Raw genomic sequence first — 23502 nt, 5'->3', positions numbered from 1 at the left:
GATGCAGTTTAAAGATTTTCAGGAACAGTTATCAAAAATAGGCAAATTGTCTTTACCGGGCGAGTCTGCCCAATATGAGATGGCCCCACTTGAACGACTTAGAGAAATAAATGAGACAGATATTGAAAAAAGAAATCCCAGATGGGCGGGTGTTTTAGCGCTGTTTTATCCCTCTCTTTCGCGTGAAGCGAAATTAGCACTCATTTTAAGAAAAACCTATAAAGGAGTACATAGTAATCAGGTTGGTTTTCCCGGTGGTAAGGCAGAAATATATGATAAGGATCTGAAAGAAACCGCTTTGCGCGAAACTCAAGAAGAGATAGGGGTTAAAAAAGAGGAAATTACTGTTCTGAAGCAAATGACTGAAATTTATATCCCGCCAAGTAATTTCTGGGTTCAGCCATTTATTGGGTTCACGACAAATACACCTCATTTTATTAAAGAAGACGCAGAGGTAGAAGCCATTATTGAGGTAAATGTGACCGATTTTCTATCTAAAAACAGCGTTATTACTCAGAAAATAATCACTTCTTATGCAGAGTTGCCTGATGTACCTGCATTTAAACTGAATAATTATGTGGTGTGGGGTGCAACGGCAATGATGCTTAATGAGATTAAAAGTTTGCTTCTGGAAGCGCATGATTTGTAAATTGTATCTTTGCAATCTTGCAATTATCAGTATGACTGAGCAATTTTCTGCTTTTATAAAGAAATATACTTATGGGGATTTTTAAAACTAATCCTTTTGGCCACTATCTTATTTTAAAAAAATGGTTGATCCGTATCATGGGTGTAATGACCCACAGGAGGTACCGTGGTTTTAATGAATTGCAGATTGAAGGCTCTGAAATTATAAAAGATCTTCCGGGAACAAATGTTTTGTTCGTTTCTAATCATCAAACCTATTTTGCAGATGTTGTTTCTATGTTCCATGTTTTTAATGCGAGCCTAAGCGGGCGTGTAGATTCAATTAAAAACGTAGGTTATTTGTGGCAACCCAAGCTTAACATATATTACGTAGCCGCTCATGAGACTATGCGTAGCGGTATTTTACCACGTATAATGGCGTATGCCGGTGCAGTAACTGTAAAGCGAACCTGGCGGGACAAAGGTCAGGATATTGAACGTCCTGTTAATTTAAGTGATACAGAAAATATAGGTATAGCCTTACACGATGGCTGGGTTATCACATTTCCGCAAGGGACGACAAGACCCTGGAAGCCTATAAGAAAAGGAACTGCGCACATCATTAAACAATATAAACCCGTTGTTGTACCTATAGTGATAGATGGTTTTAGAAGATCTTTTGATCGAAAGGGAATCAGGATCAAAAAGAGAGGTATTTTACAAACGATGGAAATAAAGCAACCTCTGGATATAGATTATGAAAATGATAGTGTAGAAGACATCGTAGAGAAACTTGAATATGCTATCGAGCAACATCCCTCTTTTCTCAAGGTAATACCCACAGAAGAAATTGAAGCTCAGGAAAAGCTCAATGCCAAACGCAAGTGGGAATATTAATTACCTAATTCTTTTTTATTTAACAGTGGTCTGGCACAGCCTTTGCAAATTTGGGGCCGTACTGTTAAATGTTTAATAATGTTTGTTATATTCTTAACCTTTGCATACTATTAATGTGAACTTAGAGTTAACAATTCTATAATAAAAAGCTAATATGAAAAGAACTTTTGCCCTTCTATTCCTACTTACTCTAATATTCAACGTTGCATATGCTCAAGAACTTCCTTTAAAAGATTGTGTTGACGCTCCCTTAATAAATTTCAATAGTAATTTACTTAAAAATCAACTCTATAAGCAGCTTTCTGCTGATCCTAAGGTAAAGAGTTTAATAGATCATAAAAAAATGTCTGTGGGCATCGTAAGCCTTGAAGATGTAAATAATATTCAATATGCCGGCCTTAACGGGGAAGAAATGATGTATGCGGCGAGTTTACCCAAAATCGCTATACTTCTTGCAGCTATGGACGCGATTGATAAAGGAGAGCTTAAAGAGACCGATGAAGTTAAGCACGATATGTGGTTAATGATTAGTAAGTCTAATAATCAGGCAAGCACACGCATGATAGACCGCTTAGGATATGATAAAATAAACGGCGTTTTAACAAGCGATAAATATAAGCTTTACGATAAGAAAGTAGGCGGTGGTCTTTGGGTTGGCAAGCGTTATGCGGCAGCCGGTGAGCGCAGACCAGACCCTATAAAAGGTTTAAGTCATGCTGCTACTGCAGAACAGGTTTGCCGTTTTTATTACAAACTTGTTACCGGTACTCTTGTAAATGCAGCACGTTCTAAAGAAATGCTTAGTATTATGGAGCATCCTTCTTTACATCACAAATTTGTAAACACGCTTGAGCGCATTGCACCAGATGCACGCCTTTTTAGAAAATCAGGTTCTTGGAAGACTTTTCATTCAGATTCAATTCTGGTTTGGGGAGACGACGGTAGAAAATATATACTTGTAGCCCTTGTAAATGATGCAGACGGTGAGCAAATAATTAGAAATTTAGTAGTTCCTGTTGAGCGCGCAATAAAAAAATCACGTACTTTAATCGCCAGTGTTGACAAAGACAACGATAAGGTAAGTGATTAAAACTTTTCTAAAAAAAACGTTTAATATAAGAGATGGTGAAATAGCCATCTCTTTTTACATGCAGTTATATGTCTTTTTGATAATAACTGTTCTTTTAATTGTTAAACCCACCGTAAACGCTTTATTCCTGAATAGGCTGGGCGCCGAAAACCTTGCATTTGGGTTTCTTTTTATAGCAGCAACGGCAATAATTTCATCCTATTTTTACAACAGGGCGGTACGTTCATTCTCTTTAAAACGTATTATCGTAAATACACTAGCCTTCTTCTCTCTTTCTTTTATTATTTTAAGTGTCCTCCTTCAAATTGACTTTCTCACAGATGGATTTCTCTATGCTTACTATGTAATCTCAGGTATTTTTGCGGTGCTAACTACAAGCCAGTTTTGGTTATTGGCAAATATGGTTTTCAATGCCAGAGAAGCTAAAAGGTTATTTGGTTTTATTGGTTCCGGGGCTATTGCTGGGGGTATTTTTGGTGGCTACTTAACTAATATCTTAGCGCCTATAATTGGTAATGCTTACTTATTAATTATCGCCTCATGCTTTATTCTCACTTGTATACCCTTACTTTTTACGATTTATAAAAAAGGTTATGTAAGCAGAGCGGCTCATGCAACTTCCCGCAGCACAGAAATCGATGATTCTGCTTTTAAGATATTACTAAAATCTAAACATCTTACGTACCTCGCTTTAATAGTGGGTTTAGGCGTTATTGTGGCAAAATTGGTCGATTTTCAGTTTAGTGATTTTGCCAGTAGAGCGATACCAGATTCAGATGAACTTGCATCATTTTTCGGATTTTGGTTTTCTACCTTTAATCTCTTCTCACTTGTCATACAGTTGTTCTTCACAAACCGGGTGGTAGAAAAACTGGGAGTTAATAGTTCACTGCTTATTCTTCCTTTAGGCATTGCATTGGGGTCGTTGTTGTTTTTAACAGTACCAGAATTATGGGTTCTTGTACTCATTAAAGGGCTTGATGGTAGCCTTAAACAATCTGTAAATAAAGCCGCGACAGAACTGGCCATGGTTCCTATTTCTTTAGAGATCAAGAACAGAACAAAATCGTTTATAGATGTGGTGGTAGATAGTGTGGCTACAGGTATTGCCGGTTGCTTACTAATCTTCGTTATTAAGGGGTTAAATCTTCCCAGTACCTATGTCACTGTTATTATTCTTCTGCTGATTTTTGTATGGTTAGTAGGGATTTTTAAGGTCAGGGACTCTTATTTTAAAAGCTTTCGCGAAAGCTTAAAAGCCGCTGTAGAATATTCTGAGGGTGTACCTATACGTAAAGCAAAATCGAACTTACAGGTGGCAAAATCGATACTTTCAGGGGGAAATTCGGCCGAAATTATTCTTTATCTCCAGAACTTGACCTCAACAAATGCAAAGATTCTAAAACCCAGAGTTCTTAAGTTACTATCACATCCTGACCATCAGGTAAAAGAAGCGGCTATTGCTCAATTATATCATTATCCCAGAGGTACGGCCATAGAAGAAGTGCGCAGATTGGTACACGTAAAAGATGATGAGGTAGTTTATGCAGCGCTTAATTATCTAATTCTGCATACAGAATTGAGTGATGACCGTATTTTTGATTCTTACCTTAATCACAGCAGCGATTACATTGCACATGCCGCTTTGCTTTGTCTGGCAAAAGAAGCAGCTAACAATAAGAGAGTTTCTCTGCGATATAATCTCGAGCTACGTATCGAACTTTGGCTTGCTGAATTAGAATTACCTAATAGCGAACATAGAGTAGAGGAGATTGCTTTTTTATTGGAAACAATAGGATATGCCAGGATTCCACAGTTCTACTCATTTATCTCGGTAAATTTCAATAATAAAGATGGTCATATTGTACAGCATGCGATTGAGGCAGCCGGTATTACAAGAGAACCTATGTTTATAGATGCACTTATAGACTTTCTTACGGTAAAAGAATATAGAAAGAGCGCGATAAATGCCCTTATCATGTACGGGGAAGATATTAGCAAGGAACTTCTTTATAGGGAATCTGAAAAATTATTGAAGACCGGGGCAAAGAAGCATGTACCGAAGGTTATAGAAAAATTCAGGACGCAGCCTTCTATACGTTTTTTGATTAAACTTTTAAAGAGCCGGGATATTCTTATACGGCTTTCGGCAGCAAAGTCACTACACAAATTAAAAAGTAAAAACTCTAAACTGAACTTTTATCCTCGACTTGTCAATAATCTTATAATGTCTTTCTGCCAGGAATATGAGAAAGTGGTAAAAGCAAAAAATGTAATTGAAGATAAGCTTGATATGAGCAGTTACTCCGTATCTCTGCCCGAAGATGATCTTACAGAATTAAACCTGGCTTATGAAGCGTTGCTTGATGTACTTAAATTACAGCTTGATCAACGTTTAGAAACTTTGTTTAAACTGCTGGGAGTTCATTACAATAAAAAAGATATGGATATTGCCTATAGCGGACTTACAAGCAGGATTGAAGATACGCGCGCTAATGCAATTGAGTTTTTAGATAATATTTTAACCCCAAAACTTAAAACTTCCTTCTTACCAATTCTTGAAACAAATGTTATTAAAGATCAAAGTCAGGAAGACAATTTGATCTTTCCATATACTTTTCATGATGCTTTAATTTACCTGTTAAGAGAAGGAGACGGTCGCATTCGGCTTTCTGTGATTTACCTTATTCAATACTTAGGTGACACTTCATTCTTGCCACAACTGGAAGAATTGCTACAAACTGCAAAAAATCGCGATGTGCGATCTTTTACAGCTATTGCAATTAAAAAATTGAATGCGAATTTACTCGGGAAGCCCGCTTAGTGCTTTGTCTATTCTGCTGGCGAGATACATGTGATCGCTTGCAGAATTTTTGTTGAGCACATTGGTCATAAGACAAACCATATATTTTGGTCCACTAGGGTGCTCGACGATTATTACTGAGTTCATGTAATTGTATACATTACCAGCATAATCTCCGCAATTCGGGTTTTTATTTCGGTCACATTTATAAAAGCTACCAGATTTAAAATATACAGCAGCAGAATCTAACCGGCTTGAATGTGCATAACGTATTCTTCTATCTGTCATATACATGAGGCGTTTCATTTCAAGACTAGACAATGAATCGACTACTTTACCTTGCTCCAGAGAAATTAAGAATTTCATGAGTCCTTTAGGCGACCCTATACTACCACCTTGTCTGCTTACAAATCTTTCAGCTCCATCAGTAAAAAACCCGCCTAATCTCCATTCATCTTCAGAAATACCAAGTTTTCGCAGAGGTTCATTAACGATCTCTATTGATAGATCACTAATAACTTTACGGTCAGTTTCTTTAAACCAGTTCATAGCTTCTTCATCAGTAAGATTAAAATAGTCATTACCAAAGACAGACATTAGCATAGCTTCGCGAAAGACAACACTTGCAGCACCGTTATTACTTACAGACATCATGTGGTCTACCCATTCATATAAAGTAAAAACATCATCTTGACGCGTTTGTCTTTTTGTTAGCTTATCGTTTTCTATATCGTAAACCGGAATCGTATGATGATCGTAAACGGCAAATGGACCGCCTTTAACTTTCTTAAAACGTAAAAGATTAATACGGGTATCCCAATCTTCAGGACAAAGTTTTTCCAGTTGATCAAACAAACCTACAAGTATTGCCAATTTACCCACGCTACCAGGTTGATAACCTCTGGTCTCATTTCTGGCGGCATATTTCACATTAGTGCTATCTGTCATATCCAGTACTGAAAGTGAATAGCTATTGTCAAGACCGTAAAAGAGTTTAGAGATCTTTCCCTGTAAATCTGCATCGGGAGTCATTAGCACCTTAGCGCTGTCTTTATAAGTGGTTAGATTTAATTTAATGTCTTTAATAGAAAGATAAGCTCCCGGCGGGATTCTGTTATAATCAATACTGTCTCTCACTATTTTCTCTAAATAGGCGAGACGAGAGATACCCGTTCTTTGATATCCATCAATAGGATAAATCGTGGGAACGGTAAAGGCAGTAATAAGTAGTAATAAAGGAATATATACTAGAAATTTTTTCATCAAAATGGGGTTTTATTTTATTGGAGTTGAAAGGTCAATAAACCTATCATAATCTATTTTAGGCGAAATGGATTCCAGATAACCTGAACTTAGCGCATTCTTATTTTCAACAAAAGGACGTATCTGAAAAAGAAACAGCTTATCATCTTTAAAACCTAATTCTACATCATAGGCGCCGGAATAATCAGAATGCGTTTCTTCCGGAATTTTTGTTCTTATTTGCTGGGCTATACTACGTAGATCCTGAATGTTTTGTTCATTCAAAATTGCCTTTTCAAATGTTGTATGATAATTTTTCACACCACCTGCAATGGGTAAACGTATATAATCTGGTTGTCTGGCTGGAGCAAGCAAATAAGAATCATCGGTAGTTATTAAACGTGTTTCTGCTGCCTGACCGTCTACTGCACCACCTGCACCGCGACTAAAGGCTACAGTAAGATCTTCATCTGTGCCTTTGTTTATACCTTTAGTGATCATTACACCACTGTAATCAACATCAACACTTGGTATTACAAGAATAGAAGGAAATACATTTTCTGGGTTAGAAAGATATTGTTGACGCCATTTAAAACTGCGCTCAGTGTAGGGCGAAGCCCAAACATCTTTAATGCCTGAAATTATCTTTTCTTCTTCAACAACATTAAATAAGGTGAGATTTAATCCTGCTCCCGTAAATTCTTTCAGGTCTTCCATATTAGTGTCGCTGCGTAGAAAAACGGGTATTTTACCTATATTATCGCCTAATATGTCTGAAAAAGCTGCTCTTAGTTCAGTAATAAAAGAGTCTTTTAGCATCATGTCTTTTATGGCAGTGCGCAATAAAGCAAGTTGTTTTAACTGGTAAGCTTCAACGTTGTTCTCTGCTGTGCCTTGCTCTCGCATTTTATCTGCAGTTACAAACATCTCATTTAGAAATTCCCAATACGATTTGTTTTGACCAGTCATGGGTAAGTTCATATGATCTCTAAAAATCCCAAACGGAATTACAAAACCTTCAACAACCTGCTCTGGGAACATTTTCTTAAGTTGACCCAAATTTGCAGCCTTAGGACCTGCGATCTTTCCGCTTGCAGAAGCATCAATATTTCGCATGTTCAAAATAGAATTCTTATCCAGCTGAATTTGATCAACTGGTACTGCAATTTTATTGCGGCTACGTTCTGTCTTACTAAAAAGTGCCTGTTCTTCATCAGACATATCATCTGCCGGCTTAAGAATTACGTTTCCTTTATTAGAAACAGCATAGAACACTTTCTCGCCATTGTGCGCCAGTAATTCTTGTAAATGTTCATCTGTAATTGCTGCATTAGGAATACCTAAATTTCGCGCAAGCAATTGTACATGCGAAACCAGATTACCTTCATCTACGGTTGCAATACCGGCTACAGGTTTAAGGTCTGAAGGTGGGCGTTTAAATATATATATCTTATCTGCAGAAACCTCAGTATCTTCAGGATTGCCATCTACAACTACAAGTTCGCCCATGGCATAACCAGGATTTAAACCGCGTATGGTACTTTGTTCCGGAATATTTAAAACGTCGTTGTTTAAGTTAGATTCACGTGCTATAAAATCCCCCAGTTCCCCAACAGCCTTCCCTAGAGGTAGTGCGATAGAAGATCGTATACGGTCGTCTATAAAACCTGCCGCCAGAGGCTCAAAATCGGTGTATTTTGCCACAATATCGTCATAATTAGCTTTCGCCATAGCGGCACTCCATTGTACCACATTGCGCGCTGTACTTAGCACATCATTTAATTGTGCGAGTGAAATATCTTCATAGCGAGTAGGAGCAAGAACAGGAGCAACCGCTTCCCACTCCCATGTTTCTATAAGACCGGTTCCGGCAGCGGCGTAACTTAAACTATAGATTTTGTTCAGTAATGAACCCAGATCTTTGGTTTCCCATTCCGGAGATTTTTTGAGTAGCATTTCTTCCAGCTTAAGCGAAATATCAAGCAGTTGCAAACGATCTTCAGAATCTGGAATTTGATTGATCTGTGTGCGAATGTTACATAAAAGCTCACTTATGGCGGGAATGATTTCTGAAGGTTCACTCTCGTTGTTGTACTTTGAAGTGAAATTTAAAAGCTCAGTTTTAACCTGCGCGTTGCCGCCAATTGCACGGGTTTGTTTCTCAAGACTATTAACATCAAGCGGAGCATAATATTCACTTAACGTATTATTTAGATCCTCAAATTGCTTTTGTAATTCTGGTGTGATCTTGTCTTTATATTCCTGACGAAATTCACGTACAAGTACGATGTCATTAATATCTGGCTGCCCGTGTATTTTTACACGTACATCCATAAACTCGGGCATTTCTTCTGCGATAATTTTAGATTCACTGCGCAGTTGTTGAGCCAGATTACCATCACCAGAATGTGGTATATCTCGTAGGGATTGTCTTAAAAGGTAATAGTCAGATTTTATGCTTTTTTCGTCTTGTAGAATTTCTGCATAAAAATCTATACCCCAGGCCTGTTCGTCTTCAGACTGTACGGCGCCTCTATAATATTGCGCTTTTTGAAGAACCCAGCCATTATCTACACTTGCGAGATATTTACCTAGTTGATATTGTTTTAAGCGGCTATGGTCATTTTCTACATCCCAAAACCGATTTTTATCGGCTCCAGCCAGAATTTCGCCCAAAAAAAGGTGATTTTTTTCTGCTATTTTATTTGTAAGTTCTTTGTAACTGGCGTGTTGTACACCGCCTATTTCATCGGGGCAAGGGTCTTTAGGTTCACGCATAGTGCCATCTTCACAAAACCAGCGAATCCGTAAATAAGGACCACGAGGGTCAGCTTTAAATTGCTTAATGGCAGATTTTAAGGATGCTGAATTGTATTCTTGCGCGGAAATATTAAGGCTTAATAAGAATATTATTAAACCTGCAAACAGTTTTGAGAGCATAAATGGGGTTTAAAGCAAATATAAATGCATTCTCTGTTAAGATATGCTAAAAAAGCTTTATCATTTCCTTAAATAATTGAAAATATCAGGCTTGTACTTTGCCGCTTCTTACCCAAAGAACCATCGCTGCAATACTAACATACATAACAAGAACCCACCTGTCATTCCAATTTACATCTGTGAAAATAATGATGCCAAGCAACATTATAAAATTAAGACCGAGTGCAGAGAGTAGGAGAGTTCTTGTGAGTTTTTTCATTGATTTGCTTCAATTGCGAAGCTCCAATTTGTTAAGCTCCTTATAATTGCGATGCAATCTACGCAAAAGTATTCCATAAAGCAACTTGTAGAATAACCAAAGTATTACTAAAAGTACAAGTAGAAAGAGAGTAATCGCACCCAAGACAATTAGCTTGTGTGATAAGGAGTTTTCTGCGCCACCTGCCCATAATTTATTAAACGCAGGATCGTAGATGGCCATAGCTACAAAGTACATGATCGCGATCACAAAACTCATCCCAAGATTGTAGATAACATAATAATTTACGGTTTTTCTTACCTTGAGAATATTTGTCATCAGTAACTTGATATCGTCTGTTACTTTTATCTTCTTATAATTTTTATAAAACCAATAGATAAAAAATGCAAGTATACAGTAGTGCACAACACTTAAGTATATATTGGCCTGGTAGAAATGTATTTTTCTTAATTTATCAAAATAATCATCACTAGAAGAAAGTATGGTAAGGGCGATCCAGAATACAAATTCAAGAATTGCGATTATTAATATCCACTTTGTTAGAGAAGATGATGTTTTTAATATCATCTTATATATATCGCTGGCATTAACGTGGGGTAGCGTGGCTTCCTGACGTTTCCAGTCTTTTTTTAACAATTCGAGCTCATCCATCAACTACTACGAATTTAAAAGTTGTTTTAATTTTCCCTTTATTCTGTTCATCTTTACCCGGGCGTTAACCTCGGTGATACCCAGAGTGTCAGAAATTTCACTGTAAGATTTGTCTTCCAGATATAGAAAAACCAGTGCCTTTTCTATATCATTAAGCTGCTTAACGGCAGCGTACATAAGTTTGAGTTGTTCTTCTATCGTGTTGTCATATTCACTGCTTGCAATTTTAAACATGACACTATCATAATCCTGAGTTTTAACGCGTTTTTTCGACTTTCTGTATAGGGTAATTGCCGTATTTAGTGCAACACGGTACATCCAGGTACTAAATTTAGCATCTCCTCTAAAGTTGGGATATGCCTTCCATAACTGAATAGTGATTTCCTGAAACAGATCATTGTGAGAATCCTGATCATTGGTATATAACCGGCAGATCTTATGTACAATGTTCTGGTTCTTTTCCAGCTGGTCGACAAACTGTTGTTCTAATTTCTTGTCCAAAAGTTGATCGTTAGTTATCTATTTGTATCATTTATCATGAAGTCGTTACACGTCTATTAAAATTTTGATAAACATATATCAATTTACCTCTTGTCCTTTAACTTTGTAGGAGAACCTCCTGAAAATTTTATATGAATATACCCGATTCTAAATTTCCTCGTCTTGTTATAATAGGAGGCGGCTTTGGTGGTATGAATTTAGCTCAAAAGCTAAAAAATGCTCCGTATCAAGTCGTTCTGGTAGACAAGCGCAATTATCACACGTTTCAGCCATTGCTTTATCAGGTTTCTACATCTGGCCTTGAGCCAGATTCTATTGCGTACCCTTTGCGAAAGATCATAGCAAATCAGGATAATATGCATTTTCGCATGGCAGAGGTTGAGCATATAGATACGCGACTTCAAAAGCTGCGAACAGATATAGGTGATCTTACTTACGATTATCTGGTTCTTGCGACAGGAACTAAAACCAATTTTTTTGGTAATGAATCTATAGAGGAGAATGCAGTGTGGATGAAGAGCCTGCCGCAAGCTTTAAATATTAGAAGCCTGATTTTTGAAAATCTTGAAAAAGCTAACCGATTAGAAGATCGCCAGAAGCGAAAAGAACTCTTGCGTTTTGTAATTGCAGGAGCGGGACCTACAGGAGTAGAATTATGTGGTGCTATTGCAGAGCTAAGAGCGCATGTGCTGCAACGGGATTACCCAGATATGGATACAGATGATATTGAGATACATCTTGTAGAAGGTCTTGATCGTGTGCTGCCGCCTTTTAGCGAGAAATCGTCTAAGCAAGCCCGGAAATTTCTTGAAAAAATGGGCGTAAAAATTCATTTGAATACTATGGTGGCCAAATATGAAAATAACCGGGTAACAACAACTGGCGACTTGTATTTTGATACAGCTACGTTTATCTGGTCTGCCGGGGTTACCGGCGCATCTATTTCTGGGATTGATGGCGCAGCATTGCATGAAAAAATAAATAGATATAATGTAGATCCTTATAGTAAAGTATTTGGGTTTGACAATGTTTTCGCGATAGGCGACATTGCTCTAATGGAAACTAAGGAGTATCCTAGGGGGCATCCTCAGGTTGCGCAGCCGGCTATACAACAGGGTAAGCATCTGGCTAAAAACTTAAAGCGCCTGGCAGAAAAGAAAGCACCTGAGCCTTTTAAATATTTTGACAAAGGCAGTATGGCGACAATAGGTCGTAATAAAGCGGTTGTAGATATGGGGAAATTACAATTTGGCGGTTTTCTCGCCTGGTTTGTGTGGATGTTTATTCATCTTTGGTTTCTTGTAGGTTTTAGAAACAGGCTCGTAACTATAATTAATTGGGTGTATAGCTATTGGAATTATGATAAAGCTGCTCGCTTAATTGTAAGACCGTTTAAGAAGAATAGAATTATCGCTCAGGAAGACTAAAAATAGGTTAAAACGATATAAAAAACCCCTCACTTTATGCGAGGGGCTAAGACCCAAAATGAATCTTTGGGATTATCTAACAACTAATTTTGTTGAAGCTCCATTGTCATTCTTCACAATGTAAATACCGCTTTTTAAAGACGTCGTATTAATATAAGCTGCATTCTCTGCCTGCATAATTTGTTTTCCGCTTATATCATACAATTTAAAGTTCGCAGGTTTATCAAAAAATACCTGTTCCTGGTTTGAAGGATTAGGATATATCTTTAAAGCAGTATCGTTTTTGGCCATTTTTATCTCATCTATAGAGAGATTGTTATCTAAAGTATAAACAGAGATTGTAGCGCTCACTTCATTAGCCACTACAATAAGACCTTTACCGGTATCATTATCATTAGGACTTATATATATAATACCTTCCGGAGCAAGATCACCCAGATCTGAAGTTGCATCAACTGTATTATCTCTGCTATTTTGGTATGTTTCAAAAGTAGGATTTGCAGGATCTGAAATTTTGAACACGGCTATGCCGCCTATACGTTCCATACCTACAAAAGCATATAGCTCCTCATTTATTTCTTTAACTATTACAGCTTCTGGTTCTGGACCTTTATCATCGCTGCGGTTTTTAAATGCATTTTCGTCATTTGTCGCGTTAAATATCTGGCCGAAGATGGGGTCTTCTTTTACTATTCGTTCCAGCCAGTCGCCGCTGTCGTAGACCATTGTTTTGGTGTCAAGATTAAATATTGAGAAAGAACGCGCGCCATAAGAATACAGCTGATCAAAATCACCATCACCATCTGTATCGCCTGTAGCTGTGGTAATATTAAGTCTGCCCAGATTTTCATCTTCCTGCAAAAACTCTGCATTAGGAAAGGCTACAGGATCAAGATTAATATCTTTAATGCGCTCTTCCTCGCTGTAAGCATCATAATCTCTTGAGTCACCCTCATTAGCTGTTATAAGATAATTTGTTCCATCTATATTAAAAGTAGCGATCCCATCAGGTTGATACATTCCCAGAGTTTTCCATGTGCTCATGAACACAAAATCTAACCGGTTAGAACTGTCAAATGCATTTTGTGCCAGACTGTGATCTTTATAACCAAATGGAACAATAGCAGTAACTTCAGGCGTGCTAAGATCTATAATGGCGTACGCATTATTTTCCTGTAAACTTACCCAGGCCATTTGTGAGTCTGCAGAGACCGCGATGTATTCCGGCTCAAGATCTTGAGATACGGTAGCGCCAGGACCATAAATACGAACCCCGGCGGCTTTGAGACTCGCCATCTGACTATCAAAAGCATTAAAATTTAAATTGGTTACCACCGGTGGCATAAATGAAGCTAATGGTGTTAGGTCTATAATGCTTATGCTGCCTTCAGGATCTACGGTATAATCTGTGTTTGGTTCCCCTTCATTGGCTACAAGGATTTTTGTTCCGTCTGGTGTAAAAGTGATCATATCTGGTAACACGCCTACTTCAACATCATATAAAATAGTGCCGTCGCTATTCATAAATACAACTTTACCATTTGCCTGATCTGCACCTTTCACTGCAGCAGCTACATAACCTTCTTTTACAGCAACGCTGGTAACTTCAATCCCATAAGCAGCCATAGGTATAGAAGCGACAAGTGTGGGATTTTCAGGATTACTAAAATCAATAATACCTACAGCGTCATCACCACTGTTTGAAACGAAAAGCTTTTGCGAAATGGGATCATGTGCCACTATCTCAGCACCTGTAAGTCCGCTGAAACTTGTAAGATAATTCATAGCTAATTCATTAGCTGAAGATACTACGTGAGCTTCATCATCAAGAATATAGATAGTCGCTACAGCATTACCTAAAGTAACCCCAGAAGGATTACTAAGTGTAGCTGCTATAAAATAATCGGCATTTAAGACCGTATTATCGGCTATTTGTACATCAAAAGTAGCCGATAGTTCACCGGCAGGAAATGTAATCGTGCTACTCGTTAAAGAGAAATCATTGCCTGCAGTTGCATTGGTTAGCAGCAAAGAAATATCAACCTGGGTTTGAGTTGCGGCCGCTTCAGACAGAGAGAGGGAAAGTGTAATTGTACCCGCACTTTCACTGGCTTCAATAATAGTTTCGTCAAAAGAAACTTCGGGAATAAAAAGATTGCTCTTTACGGGCAGGCTGGCAAAAGAATTAAGCGTAAGAATTAAAAAGAGAAGCAGGTAATTATTTTTCATAATCTGTATTAGTTAGTTGGTAAGTTTCTCTAAAAATACAGGCAAATCTTATTTCTAGTTTTTCCTGAACGTTAAGAAAGCGTTACTTTAACTTGTTATAATACAGTATTGTATGGGTGTGTATAATATTAAAAGTTATTTGTATTTCTCTCGCATATAGTTAACTGAATCTTCTATCAATTCTTTTAAAACCATAAGATCAACATCTGCCAGTTTATTGATGTAGATACAAGCTGTACTTACGCGGTGTTTTCCCAACTTAGACAGCAAATCTTCATAGGTATCAAAACCACGGTAGAGGTAGAGACTCAAATATTGTTTTCTGGGCGAGAAACCGGTAAGAAACCAATCTCCCTCACGACCGCTCTCATATTTGTAATGATAATTACCATAACCCACAATAGCATCACCCCACATTACTGCGGGTTCTTTTACGACAGCATGAAATAGTTCATACAATTTAATACCATCTTTGCGACGTTGCTCAGGCGTTACTGAAGTTAAAAACTCCAATACATTTTTATCATTAGGTTGAGTCTTTAATTTGGCCATTTTAGCAATTTTTACATTTATCGTGCAGGCCTACGCCGGCAAGTATCATGGGGATGCATTTATCTAATCTTCTAATTCTCGTGGCGTCCTGCTTAGCGCTACTAATGTGTTCTGCATATTCTTTTTGTCTTCCCGGGGTGAGCGCTTCAAAACAGGTTTGTAATTTTTGATGCTTAGTAAACGCATTTTTTAATTCAGAAGGGACGGTCACTTTCTTAACCGGAGCAGCAGATTTTATTTCTCTCCCGGCCTTTTGATTTTCTATCGCCTCATTCAAATACTTTGTGACAATTTTCTCATCAATTTCACTTTCAGCGGTAAAACGCATTTGGCTCAAAGCTTTAGTCTTGCCATCCTGAGCATTTACCAGCATATTGTCTTCATCTTTTAATAGCGCCCCGTTAAAAAACCATAATCCAAAATGATTTTTAAAAGCACCTATGCCTACAACATTCTTTCCGTTTATTGTGTAAACCGGTGTTCTCCATTTAAAATTCTCTTCAAGCTCTGTCCCGTCTATAATTTCGCGTAAGCGAATTAAGGCACTTTTAAAAGTGGTTTGGGTTTCAAAATAGTGTTCTAATTTCTCAGATATTGGCATGAAAAGTATTTTACTCTAATGTACAGTTTTCTTCTAAAAAGCGATTGAAAAATTAACAATGCTTGCGCTAAAATTTATATAAAATCTCCCGATTTTGAACTAAATTTAGTAGGTTTTTAATCATAAACAGATGATAATCAAAAAGACAGCTAAGAAACCTTTACAGGGAAATCAACCCGCAAGGGCATACCTTTTAAAGACTCCTCAGGCATCTTCAAGGAAGAATTGATCTGAGTCAGGAAGATTTATTAAGACAAACGTTTTGAACTTTAAGCCATCTTTTTAGATGGCTTTTTCAATTCGGTTAGCGCATTTAACAGTTGAGTAGCAAATTTTACTACTTAGCGGTACGTCATTGCATCTTTGAGCCATCAACAATCAATCAAAGATGAAAACGACAGTTATTTTATTTATTCTTATTACATCGTTCAATCTATTTGCCCAATCAACAGTAAATGGAACGGTGACAGACGAAAAAGGTAATCCCGTTGAGGGAGCAAATGTGTATCTGGATGCGACGTATGATGGCGCCACAACAGATGCACAGGGAAAATTTAATTTTGAAACTTCAGAAACAGGGGGACAGTTACTACTCGTCACATTCTTGTCTTATGAACCTTATTCTTTTCATGCAGCAGTTAGTGACATGCAGAATCTGGTTATTAAATTAAGAGAAGACGTGAGCACGCTAGATGCCGTTGTTCTTAGTGCAGGTACTTTTGAAGCCGGTGACAACAGTAAGGTTTCTGTATTAAAACCGCTAGATGTGGTAACGACAGCAAGCGCGCTGGGTGATTTTGTGGGTGCTCTGCAAACGTTACCGGGAACAACAACCGTCGCTGAAGATGGTCGTCTTTTTGTGCGTGGCGGTGACGCGAGCGAGACGCAAATTTTTATTGACGGGATTAGGGTTTTTACGCCATACACACCCACCTCAAATAACGCGCCTACGCGTGGCCGTTATTCTCCTTTTCTTTTTGACGGAATCACCTTTTCAACCGGTGGTTATTCTGCAGAATATGGCCAGGCTTTATCTTCGGTTTTGCTGCTTAATACAATAGACGAGCCAGATCAGGACCAGACGGACATTTCTATAATGTCTGTAGGTTTAGGATTGGGTAATACTAAAAAATGGAAAAAGAGTTCGCTAAGTGTAAATACTTCATACATGAATCTTGCACCATATTTGGAATTATTTCCGGGCAGAAATGACTGGAAGGAACCTTATCAAACTTTTGCAGGAGAGGCTGTCTTTCGCCAAAAAACAAAAAACGGATTCCTAAAATTATACACTGCTTTTGATCACACTAATCTGGCTTTAACTCAGGAAGATATTAATTATCCTGACGGATTAGATTTTGCACTAAAAAACCAAAACCTCTATTTTAACGGTACTTACTCAGGCGTTCTAAGCGACACCTGGTCTGTACAAAGCGGTCTTAGCTATACGCTTGCAAAAAATGACCTGGGAATACAGGCAACTAATATTGATAATACAGAAAATTCAATTCACGCTAAAGCGAAATTAAAAAAGCGCTTCAGTAATCGTTTTAAACTGAATTTTGGTGCAGAATATCTTTCAACAGATTTTAAAGAGAATTATAGTGATGATAAAAGTGATGATGCTTACGATACCGGTGTAACTAATAATATAGAAGCCGCATATACTGAAGCAGATATTATTTTCTCGAAGAAATTTGCAATGAAACTAGGGTTGCGCGGTGAATATTCAGAATTGCTTAATGAGGCAACGCTTTCGCCTCGAGCTTCATTAGCCTACAAAACGGGTAAAAACAGCCAATTTTCGGTTGCGTACGGCGATTTTTACCAAAACCCAACAAGTGAATATTTAAAATTTAATTCAGACTTTGATGCACAGAAAACTTCGCATTATATTTTTAATTATCTGTACACGGGTGATGGCACCATTTTAAGAGCTGAAGCTTACCGTAAAACATACAATAAACTGGTAACTTTTGATACTGATATCGCCTTGCCAACTAGTATCTACGGCAACAAGGGCAACGGGTATGCGCAGGGTCTTGACATTTTCTGGAGAGATAATAAGAATATCAAGAATTTAGATTATTGGGTGAGTTACTCATATCTTGATTCTAAACGTAAATATCTCAATTATCCCGAAGAATCAACGCCTAATTTTGCACAGTCACACAACTTCTCACTTGTTACAAAATACTGGATAGAAGACTGGAAAAGTCAGGTGGGCTTTAGTTATCAATTTGCCAGCGGTCGTAGTTATACAGATTATAACAGACCTGGTTTTTTACAGGAAAAAACAAAGAGTTACAACAACCTGAGTCTTAACTGGGCGTATTTATTGAGCCAGCAGAAAATCTTGTATTTCTCAATACAAAACGTGCTGGGCTTTAAGAATGTGAATGGCTATCAATATGCAGATGCACCAGATATGAACGGTGTTTTTAATAGAAGATCAATGCGACCAGCTGCTGACCAGTTTTTCTTTGTAGGTTTCTTCTGGACAATTAGTAAAGACAAGTCTACTAACCAACTAGATAATTTATAGACGTCAATTTAATTAAAAAAACCTCGTGAATTTCACGAGGTTTTTGATGTTTTAAAGCGATTTTTCCACTTTTTAAGCCGATTTTTTACATAGCGTCGCCAAAGAAAATAGCATTAGCCAGGAGCTTATTGGTTCCGTACCAGAAAGCCCTAAAGTTTGTATTATCTGTAAACAGCATGACATTGCCACTTCCTAAACCTCGTTGTACAAAAGGTCTAGTAGCCTTTAACGCATCAAGATTGAGTTTGCTTATATAACCACTTACAAGCGGATCATCGGTATATAGTATCGGATTTTTATAACTGGTTTCATCTGCATCTATAAAGATCGTATTATCTCTAAACAGATTGATCGTATTATGATCAAACCCAAAATTAATAGGGTGAGACAAATCAAGTTTCGCTTTAAAAATAGCTCCACCTATTTGTTGCGCGCCATTAAAATCTCTGCGTTGTTCAAAAGTGATATTGTTAGCAGGATTGTCTGTTTGCGTAAATGCGATGTCTAGCATATTGTTATTGCTCATCCATCGGGCTACATTACCATAACCTATAAGTGAACCCCCTGCGCGCACCCAATCTTTAATTTTTGAGGCCGCATCGCTGTTTAAAGCTTTGCCCCAGGTAGAAGGCAGAATAATATCTGTGTACTCACTAAGATCAAAACGATCAAAATTGCGCGTATCGAGTTTTGTTACTTTAATATCATAGCGCGTGTCTAATAAGTGCCAGATCTCACCAGCCTCGTTATATGAAATTCCCTCGCCTACAATTAAGGCGAGTTTTGCAGGTTTTAGAGCGGTGAAAAATCGGCTGCCTAAGTCAATTCCCTGTGTAAGCCCGGTAGAAACTGAGTTGATGACAACACTACTTTCTTGCTCGACCTCATTTAAAAACTGCTGCATTTCCTGTGGGTTGAGGTCTTGATTCTGTACAGGTATAAGTATCGTACCGTAACTGTAGTCTTTATCCTCAACAGAAAATGGCTGGAGCGCTACTTTAGCTCTTAAACCTTTTTCTAGAATCATATTTAATGCCTTAGGTGCATAATAATCGCCCCACGGCATTAAGTAAGCATATGAGCTTTGTTTTACATTTGCAGGCGACTGCATTTGTAAATCTGTTATTTGTTCCCCGGCAAGCGTGGCGGGAGCTGTATCGCTAAAATCAAGATCAAAAGCCAGTGGTAATGACCAGGCAGAAATATCATAAAAAAGGCTGTCTGTAAACTTAGTGCGCTTCTCAAACATCGCCTTTAACAATCTGCTGTGTTTCTGTTTTTTAGGCACTACATAACTGTTTGCTGTACTAAATGTTTTATCGTCAGTTTTATATGCTTTTGCAGATTTGTACATTTTAATACCATGCCTGTTTAATAATTTCGCCAGAGCGAAAGATTTTGAAGGATCGTTTGTACTTCCAAAAATATAAGCGTCATTACCGGCTTCTTTCAGCGAATTTGCATAAAAGTCACGCTGATAGTTGAGCAATTTTACGCGCATATTTTGGGCAGCTTCAAGAGTAGAAAGAAAAGCGGTAAGCTGGTTGCGTATGGTAAATTTAAATTCTAACAGACCATTGTCTGTCATTTGAGCATGACCTCGAGAACTCGCCTGTTCAAACAAAATACCTATACCGCCATTAATATCAGGAAAAGTGGAACCTTTACCGTAATAGAAATCATCATAGCTTTCTTCGGTAAAATAAAAAGAACCCAGTTTGTCAAAAGCGGCAGCATGGTAATTACCAATTTCTTTAGTCAATTGCTGATTTAAGGCAGGCGTGAGCGGGTGCGTACGCGATTGTATTCCCGGTTGAAAGAAGAATGAAGAATTGCTTCCCATCTCATGATGGTCTGTCAATATATTAGGATTCCATTCATGAAAAGTTTTTATGCGAGCCTGTGATTCTGGTAATTGTGCGGGCAGCCAGTCACGGTTAATATCAAACCAGTAGTGATTTGTACGACCGCCGGGCCATACTTCGTCATATTCTCTATCCTGAGGATCAGGGTTAATATTCTGGGCTTTGTTTGTGTTTGCCCAGTAAGCAAAGCGCTGCAAACCGTCTGGATTAAGAGAAGGATCAAATAAAATAACAGTATGCTGCAAAAGATCATCAATTTTAGCGCCCTGTGCTGCTGTCAGATAATAAGCAGCCAGAAGTCCTGCGTTAGATCCGCTGGGTTCATTACCATGAATAGACATACCCTGATAAGTTACCAGCGGCATATCTTCTGTATTTAAAGATGCTGCACCGGGCTGTGTAAGCGCCTCGTGTTGCTCTTTTATCTGGTCTAGATTTTTTTGATTTTCAGGAGAAGTGATTATAAGCAATATAAGTTGTCTTCCTTCATACGTAGTACCACGTTCTACAACAGAAATACGCGGTGATGCAGCCGCAATAGTTTTCATGTAATCTACCAGTTTATCATGGCTCACATGCCACGTGCCGGGAACCCAGCCTAAAATATCCTGAGGTTTTGGGATGCTTTGATCATACGTTACATCAGTAGGTAAATAATAGTCTAGAGTAGGTTTGCCATCCTGAGCAAACAGATTTAGAGAAAAAAGGAAAAAAGCAACAAAAAGGGTTAAAAATCGGGTCATAAGGTGCGATTTATGGAATGGAGATATATAATATGAAAGGATTAAGCGATTCTATTAAATTTTTCGAAATGTGAATATAAAAAAAACCGCTACAACAGGGTAGCGGTTTTTAAATTTGTAGCAGTGTAATTTTGCTTAAATATCATCAAAGCTTACATCTGTGAATGTTTTTGCAGAAGGCTCAACTAAAGTTTCTTCTTCTTCTATTTCTATCTCGTCATTCTTTGTGTAATCACTCTGGTGGCGCTCGCTTATAACTTCTTCACCTTTTTCATCCAGAATGTACCCAGTCATTTCATTTAAAATTTCGGTAAAACCATCAAAATCTTCTTTGTATAAATAGATCTTGTGCTTTTTGTAGTGAAAGGAACCATCATCGTTTGTAAACTTCTTACTTTCTGTGATCGTTAGATAATAATCTCCAGCGCGGGTTGACCTTACATCAAAAAAATACGTACGCCTTCCGGCCCTAAGCACTTTTGAGAATATCTCATCATTCCCCTTCATTTCAGTATTGCTCATAATTAAAATTTAAATAATTGGATGCTAAGGTCAAAAATGGCAAAAAATTCTATTGTGAACAAAATTTATTCTATTTCTTTTTCTTCAAGTTGCTTTTTGTACAGTTCTTGATAGTAGCCGTCCTCGCCAATTAGTTGGGCATGTGTGCCTTGCTGTATTATTTGCCCTTCATCAAGAATGATGATATTAGTGGCATTTTTAGCAGATGATATTCTGTGACTCACAATGATCGTTGTCTTGTCTTTTGAGAGTTTACCCAGATTAGACAGGATCTCTTCTTCGGTTTCTGTATCTACCGCAGAAAGGCTATCATCAAAAAGCAGTATCTTAGGATCTCTTATTATAGCTCTGGCAATAGAAACACGTTGTTTTTGTCCGCCGGAAAGGGTGATACCACGCTCTCCCAAAATTGTATCGTAACCTTTTGTGAAATCTGTAATATTGGTATGAACAGCGGCAGCTTTCGCAGCAGCGATAACTTCTTCATCTGTAGCTTGTTCTTTACCAAATTTAATGTTCTCTTTTATGCTGTCGCTAAACAGAAATGCATCTTGGGGCACATAACCTATACTGGTGCGCAGATCGTTAAGGTTGAGCTGTTCTATAGGAGTTTTATCTATTATAATTTCGCCAGATGTAACATCATATAATCTGCCTATTAGCTCAAGAATAGTAGATTTACCAGAGCCTGTTTTACCTATTATTGCCAGTGTTTCGCCCGGTTTTGCGCTAAAAGTGACGTTTTTTAGAGCCGTAATATTAGTATCATCATAAGTAAAGGTCACATTCTCAAAACGCACTCCGCCAGTTACGGGCGTGTGCTCTGTAATGTGATTTACGATCTCAGGCTTTTCATTCAAAAACTCATTAATACGTTTTTGTGAAGCTTCTGCCTGCTGTACAAGTGAGGTGATCCAGCCTACAGACGCCACCGGCCATGTAAGCATATTTACATAAATGAGGAATTCTACAATAACGCCCAGATCTGGTATTTCGCCAGCTATATATTGCTTCCCGCCAATGTAAATAACCAGTAAATTACTAATGCCTATTAAAGCGATCATAAGAGGAAAGAAAAATGCCTGAACTTTTACCAGGTCAAGATTCTTGTCTTTACTTCCTTCGCTTAGATCTTCAAAGTTGGTATAGGTTTGATTCTCCATACCATAAGCTTTTATAACCCCAATACCACTAAAAGATTCTTGTGTAAAAGTGCTTAAATGCGAAAGATATTGCTGTACTACCGTACTACGCTTATGTATCGCTTTACTTAATTTGTAAATAGCTACCGAAAGTACCGGTAAGGGTATCAAGACATACAGCGTGAGGGTAGGAGCGGTGATATACATATAGGGTATTACCGTTGCAAAAAGTATGAGCGTGGTAACGCCGTACATAATTGCGGGCCCTAGGTACATACGCACTTTGCTCACGTCTTCACTTATGCGGTTCATGAGATCGCCTGTCCTGTTCTTTTTATAGAAATTGAGAGACAGGTTTTGATACTGATTGTAGATCTCGTTTTTAAGATCTGCCTCCATATATCTTGACACTACTATAAACATCTGGCGCATTAAAAATGTAAAGAAAGCAGATAGCAATGCAGCTCCCAGAAGCAATAGCAGTGTAACCAGTAATTGATGTTTAAGTGCAGATAAATCGCCACCGTCACTTACATAATCTTCTACAAGCTTAATCATGTCTCCTGAAAACTTAGGAGTAAGAATGGCAAATATGCGGGCTATAAGCACAATAAAAAAGCCCAGAATGAGCCTCCATTTGTACTTTTTAAAATATTTGTTGAGATGCTGAAGTTCTTTCATAAAAATAAGACTCAAGGCGGGTAGATCTGCATGCTGTCTGATGCCCGCAAAAAGGAAGAGCAAATATAAGCGATAATGATCAATAGGAATGTTTAAGCGCGTGTCATATTTCTGCTAAAAAAGTAAAAGGATTAGGTCTAACTTTATTTATTAATGTATTTTTGCAGCGGTTTTAGAAAAAACCG

Annotated in this window: 16 protein-coding genes; 6 read left to right on the top strand and 10 right to left on the bottom strand. The window is 37.9% G+C overall.

Translation table 11 applies throughout. The features are described 5' to 3' along the window. The first annotated feature begins 1 nt into the window (after position 1). The 4 genes from ACH3O9_RS00395 to ACH3O9_RS00380 all read left to right on the top strand — a co-directional run bounded on the left by ACH3O9_RS00395 (position 2) and on the right by ACH3O9_RS00380 (position 5438). Positions 2-649: an NUDIX hydrolase gene (locus ACH3O9_RS00395; protein ID WP_416443253.1), complete on the top strand. Its 648-nt coding sequence runs from the start codon at positions 2-4 to the stop codon at positions 647-649. A gap of 71 nt (positions 650-720) precedes the next feature. Next, the gene (locus ACH3O9_RS00390) at positions 721-1524 is read left to right on the top strand and encodes a lysophospholipid acyltransferase family protein (protein ID WP_416443251.1); all 804 of its coding nucleotides are present in this window, start codon (positions 721-723) and stop codon (positions 1522-1524) included. Positions 1525-1678: 154 nt separating this feature from the next. Further along, positions 1679-2614, top strand: a complete 936-nt coding sequence (locus ACH3O9_RS00385) for a serine hydrolase (protein WP_416443249.1) — start codon at positions 1679-1681, stop codon at positions 2612-2614. A gap of 58 nt (positions 2615-2672) precedes the next feature. Beyond that, entirely contained in the window at positions 2673-5438 is a 2766-nt protein-coding gene (locus ACH3O9_RS00380) for an Npt1/Npt2 family nucleotide transporter (protein ID WP_416443247.1), read from the top strand. Here ACH3O9_RS00380 and ACH3O9_RS00375 read toward each other — a convergent pair. The 4 genes from ACH3O9_RS00375 to ACH3O9_RS00360 all read right to left on the bottom strand — a co-directional run bounded on the left by ACH3O9_RS00375 (position 5418) and on the right by ACH3O9_RS00360 (position 11010). Further along, positions 5418-6680 carry a serine hydrolase gene (locus ACH3O9_RS00375; RefSeq protein ID WP_416443245.1) on the bottom strand — a complete coding sequence of 421 codons (1263 nt, stop codon included), beginning with the start codon at positions 6678-6680 and terminating at the stop codon, positions 5418-5420. The two genes, ACH3O9_RS00380 and ACH3O9_RS00375, sit on opposite strands and share 21 nt — an antisense overlap. A gap of 12 nt (positions 6681-6692) precedes the next feature. Continuing rightward, a complete protein-coding gene (locus ACH3O9_RS00370; protein ID WP_416443243.1) occupies positions 6693-9599 on the bottom strand; it encodes a PEP/pyruvate-binding domain-containing protein in 2907 nt (968 codons plus the stop codon). Between the two features lie 268 nt (positions 9600-9867). Then, positions 9868-10509 carry a hypothetical protein gene (locus tag ACH3O9_RS00365; RefSeq protein ID WP_416443241.1) on the bottom strand — a complete coding sequence of 214 codons (642 nt, stop codon included), beginning with the start codon at positions 10507-10509 and terminating at the stop codon, positions 9868-9870. A 6-nt stretch (positions 10510-10515) separates the two neighbouring features. Further along, on the bottom strand, positions 10516-11010 hold the full coding sequence (locus ACH3O9_RS00360; protein ID WP_416443239.1) for an RNA polymerase sigma factor: 495 nt from the start codon (positions 11008-11010) through the stop codon (positions 10516-10518). 131 nt (positions 11011-11141) lie between these two features. Here ACH3O9_RS00360 and ACH3O9_RS00355 point away from each other — a divergent pair, with 131 nt between their 5' ends. Continuing rightward, entirely contained in the window at positions 11142-12437 is a 1296-nt protein-coding gene (locus ACH3O9_RS00355) for an NAD(P)/FAD-dependent oxidoreductase (protein ID WP_416443237.1), read from the top strand. Between the two features lie 72 nt (positions 12438-12509). Here ACH3O9_RS00355 and ACH3O9_RS00350 read toward each other — a convergent pair whose 3' ends face one another. The 3 genes from ACH3O9_RS00350 to ACH3O9_RS00340 form a co-directional block, all read right to left on the bottom strand. Next, positions 12510-14666, bottom strand: a complete 2157-nt coding sequence (locus tag ACH3O9_RS00350; RefSeq protein ID WP_416443235.1) for a choice-of-anchor I family protein — start codon at positions 14664-14666, stop codon at positions 12510-12512. A gap of 135 nt (positions 14667-14801) precedes the next feature. Further along, positions 14802-15218, bottom strand: a complete 417-nt coding sequence (locus tag ACH3O9_RS00345; protein ID WP_416443233.1) for a DUF1801 domain-containing protein — start codon at positions 15216-15218, stop codon at positions 14802-14804. A gap of 1 nt (position 15219) precedes the next feature. Then, entirely contained in the window at positions 15220-15819 is a 600-nt protein-coding gene (locus ACH3O9_RS00340; protein WP_416443231.1) for a YdeI/OmpD-associated family protein, read from the bottom strand. Between the two features lie 388 nt (positions 15820-16207). Between ACH3O9_RS00340 and ACH3O9_RS00335 the strand changes: the two genes are divergently transcribed. Beyond that, complete coding sequence (locus ACH3O9_RS00335) at positions 16208-18364, top strand: TonB-dependent receptor (protein ID WP_416443229.1); 2157 nt, start codon at positions 16208-16210, stop codon at positions 18362-18364. Positions 18365-18449: 85 nt separating this feature from the next. On the opposite strand, the gene ACH3O9_RS00330 is transcribed toward ACH3O9_RS00335, so the two are convergent. The 3 genes from ACH3O9_RS00330 to ACH3O9_RS00320 form a co-directional block, all read right to left on the bottom strand. Next, complete coding sequence (locus ACH3O9_RS00330; protein WP_416443227.1) at positions 18450-20972, bottom strand: M14 family metallopeptidase; 2523 nt, start codon at positions 20970-20972, stop codon at positions 18450-18452. A gap of 135 nt (positions 20973-21107) precedes the next feature. After that, positions 21108-21494, bottom strand: a complete 387-nt coding sequence (locus ACH3O9_RS00325) for a PUR family DNA/RNA-binding protein (protein WP_416443225.1) — start codon at positions 21492-21494, stop codon at positions 21108-21110. Between the two features lie 65 nt (positions 21495-21559). After that, entirely contained in the window at positions 21560-23317 is a 1758-nt protein-coding gene (locus ACH3O9_RS00320; protein WP_416443223.1) for an ABC transporter ATP-binding protein, read from the bottom strand. Between the last annotated feature and the right edge of the window lie 185 nt (positions 23318-23502).

It is taken from the genome of Leeuwenhoekiella sp. A16, assembly GCF_047946675.1.
In the GTDB taxonomy this organism is placed as follows: Bacteria; Bacteroidota; Bacteroidia; order Flavobacteriales; family Flavobacteriaceae; genus Leeuwenhoekiella.
This window is presented reverse-complemented; position numbering and strand designations above follow the sequence as displayed.